We start from the raw sequence: 25,950 nt of genomic DNA on the forward strand, positions 1-25,950 counted from the left end.
AAGTCACTTTGCTGTATTCGCCAGCCAAACAAGACAGGCGCTCCCGGGCCTATCCTGTTGGCTGTTGTTTCTTACTGCTTCCAGGGCTCGATCAACTGTGCCAGAATATCCACCTCTTCCGAGGTCAAATCTGTCAGGGGCGGGCGCACCGAACCGGCGGCAAAGCCCTGAAGGCGAACGCCAGCCTTGATAGCCGCGACCGCATAGCCCTTCTGGCGGCTGCGCAAGTCCATGAAGGGGAAGAAGAACCGATTGAGGATGCTTTCGCAGGTCGCCCGGTCGCCAGCGCGCAACGCCTTGTAGAAATCGCAGGCCAGTTGCGGCACAAAATTGAAGACTGCCGACGAGTAGGTGGAGAAACCGGCCCCCAGATAGGCTTCGGCAAACAATTCCGCCGTTGGCATGCCACCGATATAGGTGAGGCGGTCGCCCAGCGTCGCGGTGATGCGGCGCACCAGGCCGAGTTCGCCTGTGCCGTCCTTGAAGCCGATCAGATTGGGGCAGTCATCGGCCAGGCGCTGGATGGTTTCGGTCTGAAGCACGCAATTGTCGCGGTTGTAGACGGTGACGCCGAAGCCAACCGCATCGCAGACCGCCTTGACATGGGCATAGAGGCCCGCCTGCGGCGCATCGATCAGATATTGCGGCAGCAGAAGAATGCCATCGCCACCAGCCTTTTCGATGCCCTTGGCAATTTCCACGGCAACCCTTGTGCCACCGCCGCAGCCACCGACGATAGGCACGCCATTCGATGCCGCCTTGGCGGTGGCGACAATGCCAGGAATTTCATCCGGCGACAGCGAGAACATTTCGCCGGTGCCGCCAGCGGCAAACAGCACCGTTGCATCATAGCCCGACAGCCAATCGATATGCGCGCCATAGACATCCGGGTTGAACTCGCCCTTGTCATTGAAAGGGGTGACGGGAAAGGACAGCAAGCCTGCGCCCAGTGCACGTTTCAGTTCATTCGGTTCCATGGTCCGCCTCTCCTGCGTTCAACTGCTCCGTGCCACACGATCTTCTTCGCGAAAGACTTGAACGGGCACCTATCCTCGTGCTTTATAATGACTGCAACCGAGTCATATCATGATTTCAAGCGAAGTCATATTATGATTTAAAACACCTGTCCAGTCGAATTCCGTTCACTATTTGCCCAAAACCCGAATTGCACCTTTATGGAGATTTCCATGGCCAAAGCCCCATCGCCGAGTGAAGCACAGCGCAAGCCAAGGCTGGCCGAAAGCGTCATCGAAGCCTTGCGAGCCGATATTGTTGGCGGACGACTGGCGCTCGGCACGCAATTGCCGACCGAGCCGGGGCTGATCGAGCGGTTCGGGGTGAGCCGCACGGTGATCCGCGAGGCGCTGGCTGAGCTTCGGGCGGCCGGTCTTGTCGACGCTCGCCAGGGCAAGGGCGTGTTTGTTGTCGATGACTTGCCCGGACAGGAAATGCGCCTCAGTACGGAGGAGCAACGCAGCATTCCGAAAACCCTGGAAATGCTGGAATTCAGGGTGGCAATTGAGACGGAAGCCGCAGCGCTGGCCGCCGTGCGCCGCTCTTCGGCGCAGGAATACGAGATCCGGGCGGCCAATGAGGTGATGGCGGATCTTGTTGCTGAAAAGGCACCGACCTCCAAGGCTGATTTCGATTTTCACCTGGCCATCGCCCGGGCCACCAATAACAGCTATTATTTGAGCGCCATGCAAAGTTTTGGCCCGCAGGCCATTCCGCGCTCCAACCTGCCCAATCTCGCCTCTTCCCGCAGCGAAACCTATCTTTCGCAAGTGGTGGAGGAGCATGGCCGGATTGCCGACGCCATTTCCGGTCGGGACCCTCAGGGTGCGCGCGCCGCAATGCGCGAGCATATCGAGAAATCCCAGGAGCGGCATCGGGCGCTGGCCCGAAATCTGCGCAAGGAGGGCGGTTGAGGCGCATTGATGTTTGCGCTTCCGCTTGCCTATCCTCTATGGTCTTGGCATTGCGTCGCAAAATAATCAAAAGGCAGGTTTTATGACCAGAGAGATCTTCATCCGCAACGCGTCCGATTATGCGCTTGGTGGCAAGCTGGCTGATGATCTGGCCCGACTTATCGCGCGCCGCTCGGTCAGCCAGTCGGAAGGCAAGCCGGAGGATCTGCAAGCCTATCTGGTGGAGGATATTCAGCCGCTGTTGTCGTCGCTTGGCTTTGCCACGGAGATTTTCGCCAATCCGCGAGAGAATGGCGCGCCGCTTCTGATCGCCAGCCTGATTGAGGACGACAGCCTGCCAACCGTGCTGATCTATGGGCATGGTGATGTCTGTAATGGCGAGGCGCATCGCTGGCGCGACGGGCTCGAGCCTTTCGTGCTGCATCAGGAGGGGGATAAGCTTTACGGGCGCGGCACGGCGGATAACAAGATCCAGCATCTCATCAATATCAAGGCGCTGGAACTGATTTTGAAGGAGAAGGGTACGCTCGGTTTCAACGTCAAGATCATCATGGAAATGGCCGAGGAAACCGGCTCCTACGGTTTGCGGGAGTTTTTCCAGGCCAAGCGCGAAGCTCTTGCCGCCGATGTGCTGATCGCTTCCGATGGGCCGCGATTGGCCGCCGATACGCCAACCATGTTCATGGGTTCACGCGGTGGCTTTGCCTTCAACCTGATCGTCAACCTGCGTGACGGCGATCATCATTCCGGCAATTTCGGTGGTTTGCTTGCCGACCCCGCGATCATTCTCGCCCATGCCATTGCCAGGATTGTCGATGCGCGCGGCCAGATCCAGATCCCGGAATGGCTGCCGACCAGCCTTACCCCTGATATTCGCGCTGCCCTCAAGGACCTGCCGCCCCGCAAGCATGACGCGGACTGGGGACAAGTGGATTTGACGCCGTCCGAGCGGGTGTTCGGCTGGAATTCCATGGCGGTTCTGGCCATCTCCTCGGGCAATATCAATGCGCCGCAAAATGCCATTTCCGGATCGGCGCGCGCCACCTGCCAGCTGCGTTTCGTGGTGGGAACGGATATGGACGGCATTCTGCCCGCGTTACGACGACATCTCGATGCCCATGGCTTTCCTATGGTGGTGGTGGAGCCAGCCCGTGGCGAGGCCTTCCGCGCCACCCGGTTTTCCCCTGATCATCCCTGGGTGCGGTTTGTCGAGCAATCGATAACCCGCACCAGCGGCAAGCCGGTGCATGTCCTGCCCAATCTGGCGGGCTCGCTGCCCAATGACGCCTTTACCGGCATCCTTGGCCTGCCAACCATCTGGATTCCCCATTCTCATGCTGAATGCGGACAGCACGGACCGAACGAGCACGCTCTTCTGTCGATTGCCGAAGAGGGCATGCGGGTGATGACCGGTCTATTTCTGGATATTGGCGAACAGGGTGCCTCGCTGAAAGCCATTTGAGACTTTGGCACCTGTTGATTGCATCAGGAATTCTGATATTCATTAGTGGAACGCCTTGTTTTCGGATGAATATCAGCCAATGAGCAGAAATTTTCTTGTGATTGACCCGGAAGACGGCATGGCGGTTCTGAAAGGGCTGGCCTCGCCACTGCGGATTGGAATGCTCAAGCTGTTGCATGAAAAAGGCGCGATGAATGTCAATGACATCGCTGCCGAACTGTCACTGCCACAATCCACCGTCTCTACTAATCTTCAGGTTCTTGAAGATGCGGGGCTGATCCGTGCCGAGAGCCAGAAGGCCCGCAAGGGCAGTCAGAAGATCTGTTATCCGACCGCCGAAGAGGTCCTGGTTGTCTTCAAGAGCGAGCGGCGCAAGATCGATGCCCATGCCATCGAAGTCGCGATGCCAATCGGGCTTTATACCAGCTATGAGGTGACGGCACCCTGTGGTCTCTGTTCGCCCGAAGGCATCATTGGCTTGCTGGATGTCCCCAATACTTTCCTTGATCCGGAACGGATGAAGGCCGGGCTGATCTGGTTCACCAGAGGCTATGTGGAGTATCAATTCCCAAACAATGCCAAGCTATCCGGCAGCGCGATCCGCGAAATTGAGATTGCCATGGAGCTGAGTTCGGAAGTCCCCGGCACCAGTGCCGACTGGCCATCCGACATCACTTTGTCTATCAATGGCACGGATGTCGGAACATGGACCTCTCCCGGCGATTTTGGTGACAAGCGCGGTGTCTATACGCCCGGTTGGTGGAAGTTGAAGGGCTCCCAATACGGCAAGCTGAAGAATTGGCGCATTTCTTCAGAGGGCACGTTCGTTGATGGCGTCAAGATTTCGACAGTCGATCTCAATGCCATCGATCTGCTGGCCCATCACTCCATCCGTGTGCGGATCGGCGTGCGCGATGATGCGCGCCATCCCGGTGGGATCAACATTTTCGGACGCGGATTTGGCAATTACGACCAGGATATCGTACTGCGTATTCGGACAGAGTGAATATCAGCTTTGGTGATTGATAGGTTTTGGGCGTGAATACCAACCGTCATGCCTTTGTCACATTGTTGTCATTGAGGTTTTGCTGTGTTGCAGCATTGTTTTCCACGTCATTTGGGTCGTTTTTCAGCTTGACGCCTTTCTGAAATCGCTATTTTATATCCGACAAGATGGTTTAAATCATTATATTGGATATATAGGGAGGATGACATGAAGGCGACCGTTCTGGCGCATGCCGATTATAGCATTGCGGAGATTGATCCACGGCTCTACGGCTCCTTCATAGAGCATCTGGGCCGGGCGGTTTACACCGGTATTTATGAGCCCGATCACCCAAGCGCCGATGAAAACGGTATGCGCCGCGATGTCATCGATCTGGTGCGGGAGTTGAATGTACCGATCGTGCGCTATCCCGGCGGCAATTTCGTTTCGGCCTATAATTGGGAAGACGGCATTGGCCCAAGAGATCAGCGGCCGGTTCGCCTCGATCTTGCCTGGCATACGTCGGAGAGCAACGAGGTCGGTCTGCACGAGTTTGCCGATTGGTGCACCTCCGTGGGTACGGAGATGATGCTGGCCGTCAATCTCGGATCGCGCGGGCTGGATGAGGCGCGCAATTTCCTGGAATATGCCAATCATTCCGGCGGCAGCTATTGGAGCGATCTGCGCATCAGCAATGGCAGGCCGCAGCCTTTCGATGTCAAGCTCTGGTGCCTGGGCAATGAAATGGACGGCCCTTGGCAGATCGGCCACAAATCTGCGGATGAATATGGCCGGCTTGCCCATGAAACCGCCAAGGCCATGCGGACCTTTGATAAATCACTGGAACTGGTGGTCTGTGGATCGTCCAACGCGAAAATGCCGAGCTATCCGCAGTGGGAAGCAACCGTTCTCGACCATACCTATAACGAGGTCGATTACATTTCCCTGCATATGTATTTCGACAATAAGGCGGGCGATACACCCAATTATCTCGCCCAGAACAAGAAGCTCGATGATTATATCGTCTCGGTATCGGGCGTGATTGATTTCATCAAGGCCAAGAAACGCTCTTCCAAGAACGTCTATATTTCCTTCGATGAGTGGAATGTCTGGTACCATTCCAATGAGCAGGACAAGGCAATTCTCCAGGGCAATGACGGCTGGCCTTTCGCGCCGCCGTTGTTGGAAGACATCTATAATTTCGAGGATGTGTTGCAGGTCGGACTGATCATCAACACCTTTATCCGCCGCTCCAATGTGGTGCGCATCGCCTGCCTGGCGCAATTGGTCAATGTGATCGCGCCAATCATGACCGCGCCGGGCGGTCCGGCCTGGCGACAGACGATTTTCTATCCGTTCCTGTTCGCCTCGGTGCATGGCCGCGGCACGGCGCTGGATCTCAGGGTAAAAAGCCCGACCTATACTGCATCGGCGGTCGGTGAGGTTGATAGCCTCGACATTGCCGCCGTGCATGACACGGCGGATGGCTCGATTGCTTTCTTCATCGTCAATCGTTCAGAAGCCGCCATCGAGACCACATTTGATTTGCAGGGATTTGGCACGGCGCCGTCTGTCGCCGATTATCAGGTGATGACCCATGCCGACTTGAAGGCGGTCAATACGCAGGAGCGGATGACGGAGGTGGCGCCACGTCCCGGCGAGGGGCTGGTTATCGACGGCACAAGCCTGTCGGCGTCGTTTCCGCCGCTGTCCTACCAGATGATCCGGGTGAAGGTTCAGGATGTCTCTTAGGGACATGGCTAATTCCTGAACTTGCGACGCCTTGGAGGAGGATAGCGATGACGGCACAGATCGAAATCAGCAATGTCAGCAAGACCTACGGTGCCATGACCGTGCTGGATGGCTTGTCGCTGTCCATTCCGGCGCATGAATTCGTGGTTTTCCTTGGCCCGTCCGGCTGCGGAAAATCGACCTTGCTGCGGATGATCGCCGGGCTTGAAAGCGTCGATGAAGGCGAAATCAGCATCAATGGTGAGCGGATTGACGGACTGCCGCCCGGTCAGCGTGACGTGGCCATGGTGTTTCAATCCTATGCGCTTTATCCGCACATGACCGTGCGCCAGAACATGGCTTTCGGGCTTGAGAATATTCAGGTTTCCCGATCGGTTATAGATGCGCGCATTGCGGAAGCGGCGCGGATGCTGGAAATCGATCATCTGCTGGAGCGCAAGCCGGGGCAGCTTTCCGGCGGCCAGCGCCAGCGCGTGGCGATTGGCCGGGCAGTGGTAAAAGAGCCCAAGGCCTTTCTGTTCGATGAGCCGCTCTCCAATCTGGATGCGGCGTTGCGCACTCGCACCCGCATCGAGTTGGCGCAATTGCATCAGCGGCTGCGCTCGACGATGATTTTCGTCACCCATGATCAGACCGAAGCCATGACGCTGGCCGACAGGATCGTGGTGATGAACAATCGTCGCATCGAGCAGATCGGCACGCCGATGCAGATCTATGAGCGCCCGGCAACCCGCTTCGTGGCGGGTTTCGTCGGGGCGCCAGCGATGAATTTTCTCGATGTCACGGGGCTTACCCCCGGCAGATCCGGCATGATCGCCACCTGCGGCCAGAGCCTGCGCATCGAAACCCATATCGATCCGGCAAATGCGGCTTCGGCGGTTACGCTCGGTATTCGCGCCGAGGCGGTTCACATTACGCCTCCTGAGGATGGCGACATCGATGGCACTATTGATGTGCTGGAGCGTCTGGGTGATCGGACACTGATCTATACGCGAGTGGCGGATGGGCAGAATGTGGTGGCTGCAACGGCGGGTCAGACGCGCCTGAAAATCGGCGATCGGATTGGCCTTGGTTTCGACGGCGAAAAAGCCCATCTGTTCGATGCGGATGGCACCGCCCGGCATGGGGAGGCGCTCTCCGATGGCTGACCGTTCTTCTGTCCTGTCGGGTACGGGCCTGCGCCGCCGTTCGGCACCTGCATCGATGAGCATCCATGCTCCGCGCTGGAGTCATGCGCTATTTGTGGCACCTTACCTGGCATTTTTCACTACGCTTCTGGTTTTTCCGCTGATCTGGGGCATTTGGCTGAGTTTTCATAAGGCCGATATGTTTTCGAGCGGGCGGTTCGTCGGCTTTGATAATTATCTACGGCTGTTTCGCGATACCGTTTTCATCCAGTCGATCTGGAATACATTCTATTTTGTGGCATTGACGGTGCCGACGCTGGCGGTGCTCGGGCTATTTCTGGCGCTGGCGCTCAACCGGCAGACGCGGACGGCGGCGGTTTTGCGAACCCTGTTCTTTGCCTCCTCGGTCTTGTCCGTCACCATCGTTACCCTTGTCTGGCGGATTGTGTTCATTCCGCAAGTCGGCTTGCTCGCCACCATTTTCAGTTGGTTTGGCGCAACGGCGCCCGCCGCCCTGTCCGATCCCGATCTGGCGATGATCGCGATTGCTATCGCCACCGTCTGGTGGTGCCTTGGCCTGCCGATGATGCTGTTTCTATCGGCCTTGCAGCAGATTCCCGGCGATATCTATGAGGCGGCGGCGCTGGACAATGCCAGCCGCTGGCGGACGCTGACGGCCATCACCCTGCCGTCCATCAAACGCACCTTCCTCCTGGTGATCGTCATTCAGATCGTCTTGCAATTCCAGCTGTTTGGCCAGGCGCTATTGATGACGCGGGGCGGGCCGAACAATGCCACCAGACCCATCGTTCTCTATATCTATGAGGTCACCTTCCGCCGCTGGGATCTCGGTCTTGGGGCCGCAGCCTCCGAAATCCTCTTCATTCTGATCCTGCTCGCCGCCATGGCGCAATATCTGATCACCAGACGCAAGGGAGATGTGGCATGAGCGGCTTTTCCTCTTCTCACAGCAGGCTTGGTGACCGGATCGTTCTTGGGCTGGTCGTGCTGTTATCCCTCGTGATGCTTTTGCCCATTCTCTGGGTAATCGGATTGTCGCTGAAGGAAAACAGTGTGCTGATGGCCGACCCCAATTCGGTGTTTCATCCGCCCTATATCGTCAGCAACTATCTCAATATCATCCAGACATCCTCGGTGTTTCGCTGGATTCTCAACAGCCTGATCGTTTCCATCAGCCTGACCATCGGCACGCTGATCCTGTCGTCGCTGGCTGGCTACGGCTTTGCCCGGCTGAATTTTCCAGGTCGGGACGTGTTGTTCGTGATCGTGCTGTTCGGGTTGGCGGTACCGGAGCAGGCGGTTCTGGTTGCCCGCCACCAGATTTTCAGCATGTTGAGCCTGCACAATACCTATCCGGGCCTTGTGTTGCCTGGCTTATCCAGCGCTTTCGGCGTCTTTCTGATGACGCAATATTTCCGGGCCATCCCGCGTGATCTGGATGAGGCGGCATTGCTGGACAATGCCAGCCGTCTGCGGATCTTCTGGAAGGTGCTTTTGCCTCTGACGCTGCCCGCCCAGGCAACGCTTGGCATTTTCACGTTTCTGGCGTCATGGAACGACTATTTCTGGCCGCTGATCTCCGCGTCAAGGAAGGACATGTATACGCTGACGGTCGGCCTTGCCTCGACCCAGACCAATTTCGGCCAGTCGGAAGGCCTGGGCTTTCTGATGGCGCAGGCGGTGTTCGCTGGAGCGCCTATTCTGATCATCTATTTGTTTTTCCAGAAATATATCGTCACGGCGGTGTCGGGGGCAGCCGTTCGGTAGCGTTTGCACTGACATTACAAGAAACACGTGGGAGGAGAGACCATGAAAGCCAAGCCAGTCAAATCAAGGATCATGAAACTGATGCGCACCGCCATTCCGGTGGTGGCACTGATGACTGCTCATGCCGCCTTTGCGGCGGAGCCGGTGGAACTGAACGTCCAAAGGTTCTTTGGCGCCTGCGATGCCGAATATGGCAGCAATACAGACGTCAGCAAATCGGTCGGCGAATGTGGAATCATGACCTCGCTGATCAACAAGTTCAACGCCGACAACCCGGATATCCATGTCTCGGTGGCGACGGTGGAATGGCCGGGTTATGACCAGCTCAACGCACAATTTGCCTCCAACGATCCGCCTGACATCGTCACGATCCATGAATCGGCCCTGTCGGATTATCAGTCCAAAAACCTGATCATGCCGCTGGACGAGCTTTTGGCCACGCAAGGCATCAAGCCAGACACCTTTACCGAGGCGGCGCGGCAGGGGGCGACCAAGGACGGCAAGTTCTACGGATTGCCGATCGACAGCTGGACCATGCTCTACCATATCAATATGGACCTGTTCAAACAGGCAGGTCTCGTCAATGCCGATGGTACGCCGATCCTGCCGAAATCCCCGGAAGAGCTTCTGTCCCAGGCCGAACAGTTCAAGCAGAAGACCGGCAAGCCTTATTTCGTGCAGAATCTTGCCAATGAGACGGCGCTCTATATGCGCAATCTCTATACTTATCTTTTCCAGCAAAACTCCGATTTCTTCGCCGATCCGACCCATATCAAGCTCGACACGCCTGAGGCCAAACGGGTGGTGGAGATGTACAAGACCATCTACGCCAAGGGCTATACCACGAAGGACATGGATTACGGCGCATCGATCACTGCCTTTCTGGCCGGTGCGGGCGGTGTTCATCTGAACGGCACCTGGATGATCGGCGATTACAATGCCTCGGCTGCCAAACCGGGCACGGCGCTGAACAAGGGCGGTTATGCCGTTTATCCCTATCCTCAGCTGTTTTCCGGCGACCACGCGCAGTTTGCCGATGGTCATACCTGGGCTGTTTCCGTCAAGGACCGGACACCCGAGCAGACCAAGGCCGTGGCGCGGTTCCTGAAATTCTTCGTCGACAATGATTTCGATTGGTCGCGCACCGGCCACCTGCCATCCGTGCAGGCTGTGCTGACCTCGGATGCCTTTAAGGCCCTGCCGCATCGCGATACCGTGTCTGACATCGCCCAGCTTGGACGGCCATTGCCATCGCAAGTGCAACGCCAGTTTCCGATCCAGGATATTATTGGTGAAGAAATGAGCGCTGCGGTGACTGGTCAGAAGGATGTCGATGCGGCTTTGAAGGATGCTCAAAGGCGCGTGAATGACCTGCTTGGCAACCTGTAATAATAAAACCGCCCAAAGCCCCAGCAGGCTTTGGGCGGCGATATTTTACAGCACCGTCATCAGCACTTCGGAGCGGGCCGCCAGAATGGCGTGGCAGGCCGAGGCTGCTTCGTTGCCCTTGAGGACGAAATGCTCACGGAAGAAGGCGATATGCGCTTCGCTTTCCTGGAAATTGTGGGGTGTCAGTACCGCTGAAAGCACCGGCACCTCCGTATCGAGCTGCACGCGCATCATGCCGTCCAGGACGGTGGCGGCCACGAAATCATGGCGGTAAATGCCGCCATCCACCACCAGCGCACAGCCGAGGATGGCGCGATATTTTCCGGTTTTGGCAAGCGTCTGAGCGTGAAGCGGAATTTCCAATGCGCCTGGCACATCGACAATGTCGATCTCGGCGGCGGTCCCGCCCAGCGCCTGCCATTCGGCCACGAAGGCGTTTACGCATTGATCAACGATCCCGGCATGCCAACGGGCACGGATGACGGCAATGCGGTTTGGTTCAAGTCTTGCTGCGATAGTCATGTCTCTGCCTTTCAAGGGTCAGCCAAACGGAGTTGGCTGGAACACCGCACGGAGGCGGCAAATTTTCCCTTGGGCGAACAGCAGGGCACACCCGTTCAGGAGACGGAGCTCCGCTGGGGTATTTCCTGCATGCTCTCTTCCATCCGGACTATACCGTCGGCTCCGGCATCTCACCGGATCTGCTGACCTCCCAGGTTGCCCTGAAAGCGCTCGCGGGCTCCGGGCAAGCCCGATACCGCCGGTGGGGAATTTCACCCCGCCCTGAGAACAGTTATAACATAGAATTGAAATTGCAGAAATTGCAAGGCCGTTTTTCTCATTATTCGGTAGGTTGGCGTCTGTCGTCTGCGGTTTCTTCCAATATCCAGTCTCGAAATGCTTGCAAAGGCGGGTGTGAACCACGTTCATTCGGCCAGACAAGATAATAGGCCTCGGTGCTTTGCATCGGCCGGTCGATGGCCTTGACGAGACGACCAGAGGCCATTTCCTCTTCGATCAGGAATTCAGGCAGCAGCGCGACGCCAAGCCCTGCCATCGCGGCTTGAGCGGCTGTTGCAAACTGGTCAAACAACATGCCGCGCACCTGGTCCGATTGCACGTCATTGCTGGCCAGCCAGCGTTCCCAGGCGTCGGGGCGGGTGGTGAGGTGGAGAAGAGGGGCCTGGCGCAGATCCAGCGGGGTCTGAAACCGGTAGGTGTCGCGCAGCTCAGGGCTACAGGCTGGAATGACGGTTTCAGAGCGCAGCAGCGACATTTCCGCCCCCTGCCAATCGGCCAGACCGAAGTGGATGGCAGCGTCGACCGGCTCCAGCCGAAAATCGAAATAGGAAAGCTTGGTGACGAGATTGATGGTGATGCCGGGATGACGGCTGAGAAATCCCGGCAGGCGCGGGGCCAACCATCGGGTGCCGAAGGTGGGCAGAATGGCGAGATTGAGCGTCCCTCCGAACGGATTGGCCTTCAGCGTCAGCGACGCGGTGCTGATGATCCGCAGCGCATCGCGGATTTCGCGGGCATAGATATTGCCACCTGCCGTCAGCCGGATCGTCTGGCGTTCGCGGTGAAACAGCTCGACACCAAGCTGCTCTTCCAGCGCCTTGATCTGCCGGCTGACCGCGCTTTGCGTCAAGCTCAATTCCCGCGCTGCCGCCGTGACGCTGCCGGTGCGGGCCGCCGCCTCAAAAGCCGAAAGAAGATGCAGGGAGGGCAGGAAACGGCGGGGACTTTGCATGGAGGCTCCGGGCATAAACCAGATCAGACGGGACTGGTGAGATCTTCCTCTATAGGCGGTCTTTTGCCTGAGGTCATTCCATTTGGGAAAGAACTCTTGCAGAAACATCGATAATTGCGCACTGGCGGACTGGTTCAGCACTTGCTAGTGTTTTGCGAAATAGTCGCTGCCGTTTGCCCGGCTTCCGGTTCGGTTGCGATATAAGGGAACTGTCATGCAGGGGAATCCAAGATCGCATGGGCTATGGGAGCGAACCGCGCCATCGCCGCCGCCCACATCGGTGCTCACCGACCACTTGATTGCCGATGTCGTTGTGGTCGGTGGTGGCTATACCGGCCTATCCGCCGCCTTGCATCTGGCCGAGGCCGGGGTTTCTGTCGTGTTGCTGGAAGCGGTCGAGATCGGCTTTGGCGGCGCGGGCCGCAATGTCGGGTTGATCAATGGCGGCATGTGGGTGATGCCGGACGACGTGCCCAAGGTGCTTGGCCCCGTGCATGGAGAGCGGGCGCTGAAGCAATTGGGCGAAGCACCGCTCTTGGTGCGCGAGACAATCGAAAAACACGGTATTGCTTGCGAGTTGGAAACCAATGGCACGCTGCATCTGGCCGTCGGCAGCGCCGGGCTGGAGGAATTGCAGAACCGTCATCGGCAATGGGTGGCGCGCGGTGCGCCGGTGGAGCTTTTGTCTGCCGAGGAAACGGCATTTCGCGTCGGAAGCACTGCCTATGCAGGTTCGCTATTCGATCCCCGGGCGGGAACTCTGCAACCGCTTGCCTATGCACGGGGCCTTGCTGCTGCGGCCATTCGTGCTGGTGTGCGGATTTTCACCGGCAGTCCGGTGGTGGAAACCGAGCGGGAAGGCGAAAGCTGGGTGGTCAAGACCGCCTCCGGCCATGTCTCCTGCCGCTGGATCATCGTGTCCACCGATGCTTATTCCACCGGTCCCTGGAAAAGCGTGCGGGAAGAGCAGATGCATCTTCCCTATTTCAATTTCGCCACCGTACCGCTTGGAGAAAATTTGCGCCGCTCCTTGCTTGCGAACCGCGAGGGATGTTGGGATACCAGGGAAATTCTGTCGTCCTTCCGCATGGATCAGGCCGGCCGGCTGGTGTTTGGAAGCGTCGGCGCGTTGCGCAATGGCGGAGCTGCGGTGCATCGCGCCTGGGCCAAGCGCAGCCTGAAGCGGTTGTTTCCGCAATTGGGCGATGTCGAGTTCGAGACGGAATGGTATGGCAAGATCGGCATGACCAGCGATGCCGTGCCGCGCTTCCACCGCTTTGCCAAGCGGGTTGTCGGCTTTAGCGGCTATAATGGCCGTGGCATTGCGCCCGGCACGTCTTTCGGGCGGACATTGGCGCAATTGGTTCTGGGCGAGATCGGCGAGGCGGATCTGCCCTTGCCGCTATCCGAGCCGGAGACCATTGCGTTGCGCACGGTCAAGGAAATCTATTACGAAGCCGGTGCGCAAATCGCTCATCTGGCGGATAGCCGGTTCTGATCTGGCCGCCACTCAACACCATTCACATACAAACGACGTTTCAAGGAAAGATCATATCGATGTCGAAACTCAACCTGCCTGCCGATGTATCGCGCATTCTCGCAAATCTCGGTGTTTCCGCCGGGACTTTGTCGGGCGGTTCGCTGGCGGTCACGTCGCCTGTCGATGGCAGCACGCTTGCCACGCTTTCAACGGTGTCCAGCGATGAGGCAAGCAAGGCCATCGACAACGCCCATGCCGCTTTCTTAGCGTGGCGCCTGGTGCCAGCCCCCAAACGTGGCGAATTGGTGCGTTTGCTGGGCGACGAATTGCGGGCGCATAAGGACGATCTCGGTCGTCTTGTGTCCATTGAGGTTGGCAAGGTCACCTCCGAAGGGCTTGGCGAAGTGCAGGAAATGATCGACATCTGCGATTTCGCGGTCGGCCTGTCGCGTCAGCTTTACGGCCTGACCATCGCCACCGAACGCAGCGAACACCGGATGATGGAAACCTGGCATCCCCTCGGCGTCACCGGTATTATCTCAGCCTTCAATTTCCCGGTTGCGGTCTGGTGCTGGAATGCGGCGCTGGCGCTGGTGTGCGGCAATTCGACCGTCTGGAAGCCCTCGGAAAAGACGCCGATTACCGCCCTTGCCACCCAGGCGATTTTTGAAAAAGCGGTTCGCCGTTATGTGGCCGCTGGCGGCAGCGCGCCGGACGGGCTTTCAACCGTGCTGATCGGTGAGCGCGCCATTGGCGAAGTGCTGGTGGATCATCCGAAAGTGCCACTGGTTTCGGCCACCGGTTCGACAGCCATGGGCCGGGCGGTCGGTCCGCGTCTGGCAGCCCGATTTGCCCGCTCTATCCTGGAATTGGGTGGCAATAACGCCGCCATCGTCGGCCCGACCGCCGATCTCGATCTGACCCTGCGCGGCGTCGCCTTTGCCGCCATGGGCACGGCTGGCCAGCGCTGCACAACGCTTCGCCGCCTGTTCGTGCATGACAGCGTTTACGACACGCTGGTTCCCCGGCTGATCAAGGCCTATGGCTCCGTCACTATCGGCAATCCGCTGGAGACCGGCACGCTGGTTGGACCATTGATTGATGGCCGCGCTTATGAGGCGATGCAAACGGCGCTGGCTGCGGCAAAGGCCGCTGGCGGCGTGGTGCATGGCGGCATGCGCGTGCGGGAAGAAGAGGCTGCCTCTGCCTATTACGTGCGCCCCGCCCTGGTTGAAATGCCCTCCCAGACCGGTCCGGTGAAGGATGAAACCTTTGCGCCGATCCTCTATGTGATCCGCTACAGCGATTTTGATGCCGCATTGGCGCTGAATAACGACGTGCCGCAGGGCCTGTCCTCGTCGATCTTCACCAACGACCTGCGCGAGGCTGAGGCTTTTCTGTCGGATCGCGGTTCCGATTGCGGCATTGCCAATGTCAATATCGGCCCGTCCGGTGCTGAAATCGGCGGCGCTTTCGGGGGCGAGAAGGAAACCGGTGGCGGACGCGAATCCGGCTCTGATGCCTGGAAAGCCTATATGCGCCGCGCCACCAACACGGTGAATTTCGGACGCTCGCTGCCCTTGGCCCAGGGCGTGAAATTCGACGTCGAGTAGTCAGTCGTTGCCATCCCCCCGGCGGTAACCGGGGGGATGTTTGAGGCCGCTATTGCTGAACGGGCTGGATTTGTTGCAGCCAGAGATAATAGGCCGAGTGGTCGAGATCGGCACCGCCCTTGTTTTGCACCAGGTCGGTGAAGCCCGCCCGTACCGTTTCAGAAAGTGGCAAGGTCAGGGCATGCTCGGCAGCGACTGAAAGCGCATTGTTTAAGTCTTTCAACTGTGCAGCGGATCGTCCGCCCGGTGTGAAGTTACCGGTCACCATCCGCTCGCCATGCAGATCGAGAATGCGGCTATCGGCAAAGCCGCCCCGTAAAGCGCCGCGCAGCGTTGCCGGATCGCATCCCGCCGATTGTGCCAGCCGGAAGGCCTCCGCGACCGCGCCGATGGTGACGGCGACGATCAACTGATTGGCAAGTTTCGCCGTCTGGCCGGTGCCGACTGGCCCCATCAGTGTCGGGCGGCCCAGTTTTTCGAGAACCGGTACAGCTGCCGCAAAATCCTCCGGCGCGCCACCGACGAAAATTGATAGCGTCTTTGCCTTGGCCCCAGCCACACCACCGGAGACCGGGGCATCTAGGAAACGCTTGCCCATTTTCCGGGCTAGCTCCGCAAGATTGCGGTCGCAGGTCGGTTCCACCGATCCCATGTCGATGATCAGCGCGCCATCGCCCGCAGCAGCCAATGCGCCGCTCTCCTCAAGTGTGGCGCGGGTGGCCGGACCATCGAGCAGCATGGAAATGACCACATCCGCACCTGTGGCGGCCTCTGCCGGGCTTGCGGCAATGCGGGCCACGTCGGACAAAGCCTGCGCCTTTTGTATGGAGCGATTCCAGACTACGACCTCGAAATCCGCAGCCAGATGACGGGCCATTGGCTCTCCCATCAAGCCAGTGCCGAGGAAGGCGATCCGCGTCATGATAGCTCTGCTCCGATGGCGGCAAGGGCTGCGCGCGCAACGTCTTCGTCCTGCTCACCCGAGCCGGAGCCAATGCCTATGCCGCCGAGCAACTGGCCACTGACTTTAATGGGCAAGCCGCCCCTCAACCCCGTCGCTTCGCCTTGAGTTGCTGCGGCCAGCAACAGCTTGGCGTGGTCGGGAACGCTATGGCTGGGCGCGGCAAGCGAGGCTGCGGTCCGTGCTTTTGCTCTGGCGCTTTTCAGCGAGAGGTAACGTGAACCGCGCATGCGAAACGACGCCAGTTCTACGCCGCTTTGATCGACAATGATAATGCATTGCGGCTGGCCCATCGCCGTCGCGGCATCGATTGCGGCGCGCAAAAGTGCTGCGACGCCTTCGTCGGTCAAGGCGCTGGATTGTATCGTAAAGCTCATGGCATGCTCTCCCTTGGCAGTTTCTATCGGTCATGTTATCGATACCATATTCGAACCGATCCAGCTTGGCGAGTAGGAATGGGTGTTTCACCTGTCACTGTCAGTTTGATTTTTCGAACCCGAATACCAATTCCAGACTATCAAGTGTTGGGAGGCGCTCCGTCATGTCGTTCTTTGAGATCTCTGATCCCGCCTTTGGCCGGTTTGTGATGGGCAATGCCCCGGTCAAGCAATTGGCAACCGGTTTCGATTGGGTGGAAGGACCGGTCTGGTTTGGCGATCTGGACTGCCTGCTGTTTTCCGACATCCCCAACAATCGTATTCTGCGTTGGATGCCGGATGGCAGTCTCACCACCTTTCGTACACCCTCCAATTTTGCCAATGGCCATACCCGAGACAGACAAGGGCGCTTGGTCAGTTGTGAACACGGTACACGGCGTGTGACCCGCACTGAATATGACGGCACGATTACGGTGATTGCCGATAGCTTTGAGGGCAAGCGTCTCAATTCGCCCAATGATGTGGTGGTTGCTTCCGATGGGGCGATCTGGTTCAGTGACCCGCATTACGGCATCGCCACTGATTATGAAGGCACGAAAAGTGAGCAGGAACTGCCCTGCAATGTCTACAGGGTCGATCCATCCGGGGTGATTTCTGCCGTGCTGACCGATTTCAACGGCCCGAACGGACTGGCCTTCAGCGCGGACGAAAAACGGCTCTACGTGGCCGATACCGGTCGTATGCATAGCAGCGATCCGCAGCATATCCGGGTGTTCGATGTCGGTGACGGATGGAAGCTAACCGGCGGCGACGTGTTTCATGTGATCGACAAGGGCTGTGCCGACGGGATGCGGCTCGATAGCGACGGCAATCTCTGGTCCTCGGCTGCGGATGGCGTCCACTGCATCGCCCCGGACGGTCATTTGATGGGCAAGATCCTTGTGCCGGAAACGGTTTCCAATCTCTGCTTCGGCGGGCGTGGGAAGCATCGATTGTTCATAACCGCAACAACCAGTCTCTATGCCATTTCCCTGAACCGGAACGGTGCAGCCTGACACGCAAAGGTCAGGCCGACCATTTGTTTTTCACGCCAAGGCTTTCGATTGCAGCAATGGCAACGGCGATCCCGTCTTCTGCCCGCATGCGTTGACCAAGCATTGCCGCATGATGGCGCATGTCGTCGCAGTCGGCAGAGATGATTGCCGAGGCTAGTGCGTCAGCTGTCAAGGCTGCACGATCCAGCGCTGGTGGAGCAACGCCGAGTTTTTCAAGGCGGCTGCCCCAGAATGGCTGATCGCCGAAGAATGGCACGACCACCGAGGCAATGCCAGCACGCGCCGCAGCAGTGGTCGTGCCAGCGCCCCCGTGATGAACCGCCAGCGCCATTTTCGGAAACAGCCAATCATGCGGTGCCCGGTCAATCCGGAAGATATTGCCGCCAGCCTCGCTATCAGCGCCATTCAGACCGCCCCATCCACTGGCAAGCACGATGCGTTTGCCCGTCTTGCGTACCGCTTGCAACACGATATCGGTGAAGCGTCCTCCATCCGGCCCAACCATGCTGCCGAAGCCGACATAGACGGGCGGAGGCCCACCTTTTAGAAAGCGCGTCAGATCGTCCGGTGCGGCCCATGTCGAACTTTCCTGCAACTGCCAGGGGCCGGTAACCCGAACATTGGAGGGGAGCGAGGCAGGCGGTTCGACCAGCGTCGGGCTATAGGCAAACAGGCGCAGATGCGACCGAGGCTTATAGGTATAGGGGCCACGCCAGGGATAAGGCGCCAACCGCAGGGCCGGACGCACGACATCATTATAAGCGGGGCGCAAAATATGCCAAATCAGCATTTGCGTGGCATGGCCAAGAGCCACATTGATTGGCCCCGGCAAGCTCCTCGCCCAATCTGGCAGCGGCAGAAGCGGCGGTTGCCGCGAGGGCAGGGTGGGGACCAATTGCGTTTCCGCGACAGGAAGGCCCAGATATTCGCCGAGCGCTGCGGCAAGATGGAAAACCATACCGTTGCCAATCAACAGATCGGCACCCTCTGTCGCTCTAAGGCCTTGGGCCGGCCAACTGGCGGCCATTGTTTTCAACCGTCGCCGCGCCGCCTTGGCAATAGCAAGCGGTGAAAGACCGTTGGACATCGCCGTCCGGTCATTGCGCATCCAATCGAGGAAATCGCCACGCAAGGGGGCGAATTCCAAGCCATGATGGGTGACGAGATCGGCGCATTGCGGATCGGTGGCAATTCTGACCTTGTGACCGGCCTGCTTCAACCCAACGCCAAGAGCAACCAGCGGGCGCACATCGCCTTCGGTGCCAATCGTGAATATAACGATCTGCATGGTTTACTCATTCACCAGATAATGATGCCTGACATTGGCACCCGACATTGGACACATTCTAAAGCGGCTATTGGGCAAGTCACTCAATGCCCCATGCATTTTCTGCGATGCAACTTTCGAATTGCAATGTGCCGATGCTAGCGACTTGGCACTGCAACACGTCAGTCGTTCAGCCCCACTGCCCCCGGTCAAGCCTCAGGGGACTTTAGCCAGCGACGATGACGTCAGGCTCGGCTGGGCATGGCCATTGTGGCTTTGCGTCCATCGCCCGACTGAAAACGGTCGGTCTGGATCAATCCAAGCATGATTGCCTTGACGACGGCCTGCGTACGGTTGACGGCTTCCAGCTTGCGCTTGACCGACTCCATGTAAAATTCGACCGATTTTTCGGAAATGCCGAGGATTTTGGCAATTTCCCATGACGACTTGCCCTTGGACACCCAGATCACGGTTTCCTTTTCCCGTGCCGACAGGAATGACCGACGGCGGCGATAGCTGCCGATCAGGTGCTCTTCCATGACAACTGGCAGCGCACAGGAATGAAAGAATTGCGAGATAATGTGAATGAGATGCGCTTCCGGCAGGCTATCCTGGAATTTTTCGTCGGGAATAACAGTCATGATGGCCAGTTCGCCATGGCGGGACATTAGAGGCACGGTCAGGCCGTTGGTAATGCCACGTTTTGCAGCATCGTCGATAACACAACGCTCTTCTTCCGTCAGCTTGTCGCTATCGATGGCATCGTTCCAACGAAACGGGGTCTTGCGAGAGAGAGAAATCCCGACGATGGGATCGCAATAGACATACCGCTCGGATGCGTATCGCTCCACCCATTCTTCTGGATAGTTGCTGATGCCGAATGTATGGCGGGTCTCATTCGTAGCATTCAGTACTGGGGTTTGAACAATGTGATAGGAAAAATACTTGTAACCCAGTGACTTTATACTGGATTCCATCACCGCTTTCATTTCAGCGGCGGAGGCGGCGGCGTTAAGGCGCATAATAAAGCGATCGAGAGGATCTACGGTCTTATGTTTGATGTCATGCATGAAATAAAACTCCAAATCGTCACTTCGTGAAATTTTTTAGGCCGGGCATTCGGGGCCGGAAATTGGGAGGACTGGACTGCCCGCAAATATAAAATTCAGAAAATGCTGTTTTAATATTGGAAAATAAATGTAACTATTGGTGGTGTTTGAAAATGTGCTTTATTATGCGTCATGTTGCAGTGTAGCATTTACAAGCAGGGGGTCAATGTCAATTTGAAATTGAAACGGGTCAATTTCAATGGAAACAAAATCTGAACATTGACGCCTTCCACGCCCGTATGGTGCGTTTACGATTGGCGACTGCCCCAGATCAGGTCAGTTTTGCGCGCGCAAACTTCGTGTTTGTGGTCTGTTGTGGCACGAGCCCTGCTGTGACTCTGGGCGTTTTTAGGGGTAAATTCGCGTGTTGCGATGCAAAATCATCCAAGAAATATAACGTATTACAGCATCCTTTGTGTGGGTTATAAAATGTGCGGCTCTGTCAGGGATCTCGTTAAATGCCTGTCGCCAACTCTGGCTTAGGCCTTGCCGCATTCGGCCTGCGAATATGCTCAGGCATTTGACCGCCTTGAGCATATTCACCCTTGCCATCGGCAGAGTTTGCTCTGCCTGACTCTCGTGAGGACTTTGGCTTATGCCGTTGTTTCAAGCGCCAGCAGGTCGTCCAGCGTCTGGCGCCTGCGAATCAGCCGGTGGTTATCCCCGTCGGTCAGCACTTCCGGTGCATAGAGCCTGCTATTATAGTTGGATGACATCGATGCGCCATAGGCGCCGGTGTCGTGAAACACCACGTAGTCGCCCGGTTGCGCCTGCGGCAGGTCGCGTTTTTCAATCGTCCCGAATTCGCCCTGGGTGAAGACATCGCCGGATTCGCAAAGCGGTCCTGCCACCACTGTGGGCACCGGCATGTCGTTGCGCGGTGCGGTATTATTCGGGGCGGGCAAGACAGAAATGCCGTGATAGCTGCCATACATCGCCGGGCGGGCCAGATCGCTGAATCCGGCATCGACAAGGATGAAATGATTGTTGCCCATGGCTTTGGTGGCGCGGACTTCCGCCAGCAGCACGCCTGAATCCGCCGTCAGGAACCGGCCCGGCTCGATTTCGAGCCGGATCTTGTGGCGCAGATATTCCTCGATCTGTTTGCGGGCGCTATCCCAAAGTGCGAAATAATGGACCGTATCGATTTCTTCCTCGCCGTCCTTATAGGGGATGGAAAGTCCCCCACCTGCTGAAATCGCCTCGATATCGGCACCAAGCTCACAACAGAACGTCACCATCGCCCCGCAAACCCGTTGCAGATGCCGGTAATCGACGCCAGAGCCGATATGCATATGCAGGCCGACCAGTGTCAGCGAATAGCGTCGCACGGCGGCCAGCGCTTCCTGCAATTGCTCGAACCAGATGCCATGCTTGCTGTTTTCGCCACCGGTATTGGTTTTGTTGCTATGACCGTGGCCGAAACCGGGATTGATGCGCAGCCAGACGCGATGTCCCGGAGAGCGGGCGCCAAGTTGGTGCAGCATGTCGATGGAACCCGCATTGACCTCGATTTTGTCCGTGACTACCCGGTCCAGCGTGCTGCGATCGAAGACATCGGCGGTAAAGACGATGTCGGCAACACCGGAGGACTGACCAGCGCCGTAGCCCGCCCGTCTGGCCCGCTCGATTTCACCCAGCGTCACGGCATCAACGACCACCCCGGCCTCACGCATTTGCCGCAGGATATGGGTGTTGGAGCAAGCCTTTTGGGCAAAGCGAATGACGTCAAAGGACGACAATTGCGCGATACGGGCGCGGATCGTGTCTGCGTCATAGACCCAGACCGGCGTTCCGTAGGTTTGCGCAAGCGTGGTGAGTGTGTCGTTTGAAAGGCGTGTCATGGTGTATGGATCGATCCGAGTTCGAAAATCTGGCGGCACAGTTGAGCGCGACATGGTGTAAAGGCAGGGAAACAATGGCGCGCGCGTGACATATGGCAAAAATACCGGCGAAGCGCTACAGGCGCGCCGCCGGTCTTTTGGCCGTTTCAATCATTTCAGCGAGCAAGGGGAAGCGGCTTTTACCGTGCGGCTTGCGCCAGAGCCTGTTGCAGATCGGCAATGATCGCCTTTGCCTCATGCAGCCCGACATTGAGCCGGATGGTTCGGTCGCTGACGCCGAAGCGGGCAAAGACATTGGTTTCCGGCGAAATGCTGAGTGCCGCCTTGGCAGGCACCACTAGGCTTTCCGGTCCGCCCCAGCTGACCCCGATTCGCACCAGTTGCAAGGCATCGACAAACGCCGCGACGTCGATGTCATCGGTCACTTCGAACGAAAATAACCCGCCAAAGCCTGTCAATGTGTTGCGGCCCGGATGATCGCTGAAGACCGGGTGCATGACCCGTCCTACAGATTGGCTGGCTTTCAACCAGTGTGCGACTTCGAGACCGGCTTCATGATGGTGGCGCATGCGGAACGGCAGCGTTTCCAGATTGCGCAGCACCAGCCAGGCCTCGAAGGGCGAAAGCTTTGCACCGGTATAGGGAAAGATTTCAGCGTTGATCCGGGCGATATGCTGCTTCGATCCGGTCACGAGACCGGCGACCGTATCGCTCTGGCCGCCCAGATATTTCGAGGCGGCATGGATGACAAGATCAATGCCTGCGGCAATCGGCTTCTGATAGAGCGGTGTTGCCCAGGAGTTATCGACAATGGTCAACACACCATGACGGCGCGCCGCAGCGCCAACCGCGATCAAATCCTGAAGCTCGAACACCATGGAGGTCGGGCTTTCGAGATAGGCGAGTTTTGCCCCGGGCAGGGCGGCGATCAGGCTTTCGGTATCCGTGCCATCGATATAATCGACGAGAACGCCAAAGCGCTTCAGTACTTTTTCGAAAAACCGGAACGCATCGCTATAGACATGGCGGACGGTGACGATCCGGTCGCCCGGATTGACGAAGGCGAGAATGGTCGCGGCAATCGCACCCATTCCGCTGGAAAAGGCCCGAGCAGCCTCGGCACCTTCCATTTCAGCGATCCGGTTCTCGAGGATCTGGACGGTTGGGTTGTCGCCGCGTGAATAGATCGGCTTGTGGGAGCGCCCGGCAAAAACATCTTCCAACTCGGCATAGCTGTCGAACAGAAACAGCGATGTTTGATAGATCGGCGGCACGGCGGCATCGAAGGGGTCGTGACCGGTAAAGCCGGCAGGGGGCGGAACCGGAATACTTTTCGCGGGGGGGTCGAATCTGGCTGTCTCGTTCATGATAAACCTCTTGTCTCGGGATGGAGTGCGGACAGGCCGGGAAGTGGGCCGTCGCTGGAAGGAAGTATGGTCGCCCATTCGCGGCGGGCGACGACAATGCCGAGAGCGGCGGTCAGCACCGCAGCGGCGGCAGGCGCAATCGCAACGCCGATAAAGCCAAGCCAGGCCGGTAAAAGCATAAGCAGCGGGATCAGCATGTAGCCATTTGGCGCAAGCCCGACCAAGGCGGACAGGCCAGCCCGTGCGCGTGATTGCAGCATGACCAGCAGGACAGATTGGAAGGCCGCCAGTGGAAAAACCGGGAACAGCAGACGAAGACAGGTGGCGGTTTGCTCGGCAACTTCGGGGCTTTCGGTGAACAGCCGGGCGATGGGACCTGCTGCGATCAGCAAAAGCGTGGAATAGCAGAGAGCAACGGGAATGGTGACCATCAGCATGAAGCGAATGGTGGCTTTGATCCGCTGGTCATCACCCAGCCCCACGGCATGGCTGACGACGCTTTGCGCGCCAAGGCAGAAGCCGAAGACCGGCAATTGCCCGAAGGCGATCAGCCGGATGGCAATGGCAATGGCGGCAACACCGGTTTCACCGCCGCTTTGGCTTGCCTGGCGCAACAGCACCATGAAACCGAGGCCGGTGACGATGCTGGTGGCACAGGCCGGGATGCCGATGCTGGAGATCGGCTTCAGCAGGTGCCAGCGGATCAGGCTCAGATCAATTCGGACATTGCCCCGCCTGCGGTAGAAATAAACGGCATAGGCCAGAAGGGCTGCAACCGTTGATACCATGGTGGCAATAGCCGCGCCCGCTTCCCTAAAATCGAGCAGGAAAATGAACACCGGATCGAGCGCGATGTTGAGGGCAAAACTGGCGATCAACACCGTCATTGAGAAACGGGAATTGCCCTCGGCAATGGCAATGAAATCGCAGATCGCCTGCAATATGCCGAGCGTCACGCCAAAGGCGATCAGCCGCCCATAGGTCAGGCCCGAGGCGAGAAGGTCGCCTTCACCGCCCACCGCCATCACGAAGGCTGGCAAGGCGAGATAAATCAGCGTGGATAGCACGATGCCCATCGGAACGGCGGCAACCAGGGCCGTCACCGCCACCGAGGACGCGGCCTTCACATCGCCCTGACCGAGTGAGCGCGCCAGAAGCGTCGCAAGGCCGATGCCCAATCCTTCGGTTGCGGCGCTAACCAGCAGAAACAGCGGCAGCACGAGGCTGACGCCTGCCAGCGCCTGCGCCCCCAACGCGCCGATGAACATGGCATTGACGGCGTGGTGGGCGGCGCTGGCTGTTAATCCTGCCACGGCGGGCAGGGCAACCGTCATCACCAGCCGTTTGATGCGCGGATCGTTGAGATCCGCCGCCATTTTCGTCGTTGAAGACGTCATTACAGGCCGCCACGCGCCAAAGACCCTGGAACGGTGAGGCCACCCTTATCGACCAAACCGGTCAGATCAGGCGAAAGCAGCTGGTCGGCAAAGAAACGTTCGCGCAACAGCATGACCAGCAAAGCCTTTTTATGGGAAAACTGCACATGCTTGATCTTGGCAAAGCCAGAACGATCCAGGTTGCGGATCTGTTGATGGTGATGGTGGATGGGCTCGCCGACGATGCGCCGTGTGCGTGGGTCAGCAAGGAACATGTAGTGCATCAGCGAGGGCAGCCAGGCGCTGACATAAGCCTTGCCGCGAAACGCATCCTCACCAATCGCCACATGCCAGCCGCGATCATGGCTATCGGCATCATAATGTGGGCCGAGCCGGTCTTCCTTGGCCCAGTAAAGCTCGAAATAGCCGAAGGGAGTGCCGCCAAAAGTGCCGATCAGCGGCAAGGTGCGGGGGTCGGCAAGTCGGTTTTCAAGAAAGTCACGATGTTGGGTAAGCGTGCCATTGTCCTCCCAGATCGCGGCGACACGGGGGTCGTTCATCCAGCGGTGGAAATGCGGCAGATCCGCTTCAGCCGAGGCGACGTGAAAGCCAAGAGCGGTCTCCAGCCAGGGGATGAAGCGGCTATAGACAGGCCCGACCGGTTTTGGCGGGCGCAGGGGATGCAAGACGCCATTGGTCATCACTGGAATGTCGGGATAGGCAGGCGGCACATGGCCGAGCCAGAGCGTCGGTTGCTGGAAAAAGCCCTGGGCTTCTGCGATCCAGCCGCTCTCTGCGGGCAGGAGCATGCCGGAAGCGGCAAAGGGCGCAGCATCCACCCGGCCCGGCAGATCTACGGCAAGGGTATGGATGTCCGGATGGCAGGTCAGGACAGATTCAATCATCGCGGCAAGTGCGCGTTCGCCTGCTGCCTGCCAAGACAGGCCCTGGTCGGTGGAGAGTGTGTTGACGATCAGCCGGGGCGTGTCTGACCAGACGATGTGTCCACTGGCAATGGCAGAGCCGTCACGTTCAACGCGCAAGCCTTCGCCATCCGCGACAACAATCAAGGATTGCAAATGATTTAAGGAATAACTGCGGAAGCCGTCCGCGGGAAGGCGCAGGCTGGAGCAAGGCGTGCCGGTGTTCGATTGCACGGTTGCGAGAGAGGCGTCCATATCTATGTCTCCGTTTGCGTCGTGGCCTAACTCGCAGGGACATGGATCATGTCCGATATAAATTAGGGCCACTTGCAGCAAGACGAATGGGCGCTTCGCCAATTCACATGTATCGCAAAATTTAATTTTCGGAAATTTT

The 25,950-nt window shown here is 58.1% G+C and carries 22 protein-coding genes and 1 riboswitch; of the genes, 11 read left to right on the forward strand and 11 right to left on the reverse strand.

Annotated features, from left to right (window positions below):
* Nucleotides 1-71: 71 nt before the first annotated feature.
* Entirely contained in the window at nt 72-977 is a 906-nt protein-coding gene (kdgD, locus tag ASB66_RS03910) for a 5-dehydro-4-deoxyglucarate dehydratase (protein WP_060717490.1), read from the reverse strand.
* Nucleotides 978-1,187: 210 nt separating this feature from the next.
* Between kdgD and ASB66_RS03915 the strand changes: the two genes are divergently transcribed.
* From ASB66_RS03915 to ASB66_RS03950, 8 genes are all read left to right on the forward strand, one after another.
* Entirely contained in the window at nt 1,188-1,928 is a 741-nt protein-coding gene (locus ASB66_RS03915) for a FadR/GntR family transcriptional regulator (protein ID WP_060717614.1), read from the forward strand.
* Between the two features lie 82 nt (nt 1,929-2,010).
* Complete coding sequence (locus ASB66_RS03920) at nt 2,011-3,390, forward strand: M20 family metallopeptidase (RefSeq protein WP_060717615.1); 1,380 nt, start codon at nt 2,011-2,013, stop codon at nt 3,388-3,390.
* 79 nt (nt 3,391-3,469) lie between these two features.
* Complete coding sequence (locus ASB66_RS03925; protein WP_060717491.1) at nt 3,470-4,396, forward strand: ArsR/SmtB family transcription factor; 927 nt, start codon at nt 3,470-3,472, stop codon at nt 4,394-4,396.
* A 207-nt stretch (nt 4,397-4,603) separates the two neighbouring features.
* Nucleotides 4,604-6,127, forward strand: coding sequence for an arabinosylfuranosidase ArfA (gene arfA / locus ASB66_RS03930; protein ID WP_060717492.1), 1,524 nt, complete (start codon nt 4,604-4,606; stop codon nt 6,125-6,127).
* Between the two features lie 47 nt (nt 6,128-6,174).
* Nucleotides 6,175-7,275 (forward strand): ABC transporter ATP-binding protein, encoded by a 1,101-nt coding sequence (locus ASB66_RS03935; protein WP_060717493.1) that lies wholly within the window; start codon nt 6,175-6,177, stop codon nt 7,273-7,275.
* Entirely contained in the window at nt 7,268-8,203 is a 936-nt protein-coding gene (locus ASB66_RS03940; protein ID WP_060717494.1) for a carbohydrate ABC transporter permease, read from the forward strand. Before ASB66_RS03935 ends, ASB66_RS03940 begins: the two co-directional genes overlap by 8 nt.
* Nucleotides 8,200-9,042, forward strand: coding sequence for a carbohydrate ABC transporter permease (locus ASB66_RS03945; protein WP_114386239.1), 843 nt, complete (start codon nt 8,200-8,202; stop codon nt 9,040-9,042). Before ASB66_RS03940 ends, ASB66_RS03945 begins: the two co-directional genes overlap by 4 nt.
* Nucleotides 9,043-9,084: 42 nt before the next feature.
* The gene (locus tag ASB66_RS03950) at nt 9,085-10,431 is read left to right on the forward strand and encodes an extracellular solute-binding protein (protein WP_060717496.1); all 1,347 of its coding nucleotides are present in this window, start codon (nt 9,085-9,087) and stop codon (nt 10,429-10,431) included.
* A gap of 45 nt (nt 10,432-10,476) precedes the next feature.
* On the opposite strand, the gene ASB66_RS03955 is transcribed toward ASB66_RS03950, so the two are convergent.
* On the reverse strand, nt 10,477-10,953 hold the full coding sequence (locus ASB66_RS03955) for a 6,7-dimethyl-8-ribityllumazine synthase (RefSeq protein ID WP_060717497.1): 477 nt from the start codon (nt 10,951-10,953) through the stop codon (nt 10,477-10,479).
* A 127-nt stretch (nt 10,954-11,080) separates the two neighbouring features.
* Nucleotides 11,081-11,226: riboswitch (FMN riboswitch) on the reverse strand.
* Between the two features lie 46 nt (nt 11,227-11,272).
* A complete protein-coding gene (locus tag ASB66_RS03960; RefSeq protein WP_060717616.1) occupies nt 11,273-12,184 on the reverse strand; it encodes a LysR family transcriptional regulator in 912 nt (303 codons plus the stop codon).
* A gap of 214 nt (nt 12,185-12,398) precedes the next feature.
* On the opposite strand from ASB66_RS03960, the gene ASB66_RS03965 reads away from it, so the two are divergent.
* Both ASB66_RS03965 and amaB read left to right on the forward strand, forming a co-directional pair.
* Nucleotides 12,399-13,682 (forward strand): NAD(P)/FAD-dependent oxidoreductase, encoded by a 1,284-nt coding sequence (locus tag ASB66_RS03965; protein ID WP_060717498.1) that lies wholly within the window; start codon nt 12,399-12,401, stop codon nt 13,680-13,682.
* A 59-nt stretch (nt 13,683-13,741) separates the two neighbouring features.
* The gene (amaB, locus tag ASB66_RS03970) at nt 13,742-15,277 is read left to right on the forward strand and encodes an L-piperidine-6-carboxylate dehydrogenase (protein WP_156545077.1); all 1,536 of its coding nucleotides are present in this window, start codon (nt 13,742-13,744) and stop codon (nt 15,275-15,277) included.
* Nucleotides 15,278-15,326: 49 nt separating this feature from the next.
* Here amaB and ASB66_RS03975 read toward each other — a convergent pair whose 3' ends face one another.
* Together ASB66_RS03975 and ASB66_RS03980 are read right to left on the reverse strand one after the other, a co-directional pair.
* Entirely contained in the window at nt 15,327-16,199 is an 873-nt protein-coding gene (locus tag ASB66_RS03975) for an NAD(P)-dependent oxidoreductase (protein WP_060717500.1), read from the reverse strand.
* Nucleotides 16,196-16,615: a GlcG/HbpS family heme-binding protein gene (locus ASB66_RS03980; RefSeq protein ID WP_114386241.1), complete on the reverse strand. Its 420-nt coding sequence runs from the start codon at nt 16,613-16,615 to the stop codon at nt 16,196-16,198. The genes ASB66_RS03975 and ASB66_RS03980 overlap by 4 nt, the downstream gene beginning before the upstream one ends.
* Before the next feature lie 164 nt (nt 16,616-16,779).
* Here ASB66_RS03980 and ASB66_RS03985 point away from each other — a divergent pair, with 164 nt between their 5' ends.
* The gene (locus tag ASB66_RS03985) at nt 16,780-17,670 is read left to right on the forward strand and encodes an SMP-30/gluconolactonase/LRE family protein (RefSeq protein ID WP_060717502.1); all 891 of its coding nucleotides are present in this window, start codon (nt 16,780-16,782) and stop codon (nt 17,668-17,670) included.
* Nucleotides 17,671-17,680: 10 nt separating this feature from the next.
* On the opposite strand, the gene ASB66_RS03990 is transcribed toward ASB66_RS03985, so the two are convergent.
* From ASB66_RS03990 to ASB66_RS04015, 6 genes are all read right to left on the reverse strand, one after another.
* Nucleotides 17,681-18,958, reverse strand: coding sequence for a glycosyltransferase (locus ASB66_RS03990; RefSeq protein ID WP_060717503.1), 1,278 nt, complete (start codon nt 18,956-18,958; stop codon nt 17,681-17,683).
* A 224-nt stretch (nt 18,959-19,182) separates the two neighbouring features.
* Complete coding sequence (locus ASB66_RS03995) at nt 19,183-20,007, reverse strand: helix-turn-helix transcriptional regulator (RefSeq protein ID WP_147274007.1); 825 nt, start codon at nt 20,005-20,007, stop codon at nt 19,183-19,185.
* A 632-nt stretch (nt 20,008-20,639) separates the two neighbouring features.
* A complete protein-coding gene (gene lysA / locus ASB66_RS04000) occupies nt 20,640-21,890 on the reverse strand; it encodes a diaminopimelate decarboxylase (RefSeq protein ID WP_060717505.1) in 1,251 nt (416 codons plus the stop codon).
* A 179-nt stretch (nt 21,891-22,069) separates the two neighbouring features.
* Nucleotides 22,070-23,257 (reverse strand): PLP-dependent transferase, encoded by a 1,188-nt coding sequence (locus ASB66_RS04005; protein ID WP_060717506.1) that lies wholly within the window; start codon nt 23,255-23,257, stop codon nt 22,070-22,072.
* Nucleotides 23,254-24,654, reverse strand: a complete 1,401-nt coding sequence (locus tag ASB66_RS04010) for an MATE family efflux transporter (protein ID WP_114386243.1) — start codon at nt 24,652-24,654, stop codon at nt 23,254-23,256. Before ASB66_RS04010 ends, ASB66_RS04005 begins: the two co-directional genes overlap by 4 nt.
* Nucleotides 24,654-25,811 carry a GNAT family N-acetyltransferase gene (locus tag ASB66_RS04015; RefSeq protein ID WP_060717508.1) on the reverse strand — a complete coding sequence of 386 codons (1,158 nt, stop codon included), beginning with the start codon at nt 25,809-25,811 and terminating at the stop codon, nt 24,654-24,656. The genes ASB66_RS04010 and ASB66_RS04015 overlap by 1 nt, the downstream gene beginning before the upstream one ends.
* Between the last annotated feature and the right edge of the window lie 139 nt (nt 25,812-25,950).

The organism is Gillisella vitis (assembly GCF_001541345.2).
Classification (GTDB): Bacteria; Pseudomonadota; Alphaproteobacteria; order Rhizobiales; family Rhizobiaceae; genus Allorhizobium; species Allorhizobium vitis.

Coding starts and splice junctions, on each gene's coding strand:
- kdgD (WP_060717490.1), bottom strand. CDS start 977: ATGGAACCGAATGAACTGAAACGTGCACTGGGCGCAGGCTTGCTGTCC.
- ASB66_RS03915 (WP_060717614.1), top strand. CDS start 1,188: ATGGCCAAAGCCCCATCGCCGAGTGAAGCACAGCGCAAGCCAAGGCTG.
- ASB66_RS03920 (WP_060717615.1), top strand. CDS start 2,011: ATGACCAGAGAGATCTTCATCCGCAACGCGTCCGATTATGCGCTTGGT.
- ASB66_RS03925 (WP_060717491.1), top strand. CDS start 3,470: ATGAGCAGAAATTTTCTTGTGATTGACCCGGAAGACGGCATGGCGGTT.
- arfA (WP_060717492.1), top strand. CDS start 4,604: ATGAAGGCGACCGTTCTGGCGCATGCCGATTATAGCATTGCGGAGATT.
- ASB66_RS03935 (WP_060717493.1), top strand. CDS start 6,175: ATGACGGCACAGATCGAAATCAGCAATGTCAGCAAGACCTACGGTGCC.
- ASB66_RS03940 (WP_060717494.1), top strand. CDS start 7,268: ATGGCTGACCGTTCTTCTGTCCTGTCGGGTACGGGCCTGCGCCGCCGT.
- ASB66_RS03945 (WP_114386239.1), top strand. CDS start 8,200: ATGAGCGGCTTTTCCTCTTCTCACAGCAGGCTTGGTGACCGGATCGTT.
- ASB66_RS03950 (WP_060717496.1), top strand. CDS start 9,085: ATGAAAGCCAAGCCAGTCAAATCAAGGATCATGAAACTGATGCGCACC.
- ASB66_RS03955 (WP_060717497.1), bottom strand. CDS start 10,953: ATGACTATCGCAGCAAGACTTGAACCAAACCGCATTGCCGTCATCCGT.
- ASB66_RS03960 (WP_060717616.1), bottom strand. CDS start 12,184: ATGCAAAGTCCCCGCCGTTTCCTGCCCTCCCTGCATCTTCTTTCGGCT.
- ASB66_RS03965 (WP_060717498.1), top strand. CDS start 12,399: ATGCAGGGGAATCCAAGATCGCATGGGCTATGGGAGCGAACCGCGCCA.
- amaB (WP_156545077.1), top strand. CDS start 13,742: ATGTCGAAACTCAACCTGCCTGCCGATGTATCGCGCATTCTCGCAAAT.
- ASB66_RS03975 (WP_060717500.1), bottom strand. CDS start 16,199: ATGACGCGGATCGCCTTCCTCGGCACTGGCTTGATGGGAGAGCCAATG.
- ASB66_RS03980 (WP_114386241.1), bottom strand. CDS start 16,615: ATGAGCTTTACGATACAATCCAGCGCCTTGACCGACGAAGGCGTCGCA.
- ASB66_RS03985 (WP_060717502.1), top strand. CDS start 16,780: ATGTCGTTCTTTGAGATCTCTGATCCCGCCTTTGGCCGGTTTGTGATG.
- ASB66_RS03990 (WP_060717503.1), bottom strand. CDS start 18,958: ATGCAGATCGTTATATTCACGATTGGCACCGAAGGCGATGTGCGCCCG.
- ASB66_RS03995 (WP_147274007.1), bottom strand. CDS start 20,007: ATGCATGACATCAAACATAAGACCGTAGATCCTCTCGATCGCTTTATT.
- lysA (WP_060717505.1), bottom strand. CDS start 21,890: ATGACACGCCTTTCAAACGACACACTCACCACGCTTGCGCAAACCTAC.
- ASB66_RS04005 (WP_060717506.1), bottom strand. CDS start 23,257: ATGAACGAGACAGCCAGATTCGACCCCCCCGCGAAAAGTATTCCGGTT.
- ASB66_RS04010 (WP_114386243.1), bottom strand. CDS start 24,654: ATGACGTCTTCAACGACGAAAATGGCGGCGGATCTCAACGATCCGCGC.
- ASB66_RS04015 (WP_060717508.1), bottom strand. CDS start 25,811: ATGGACGCCTCTCTCGCAACCGTGCAATCGAACACCGGCACGCCTTGC.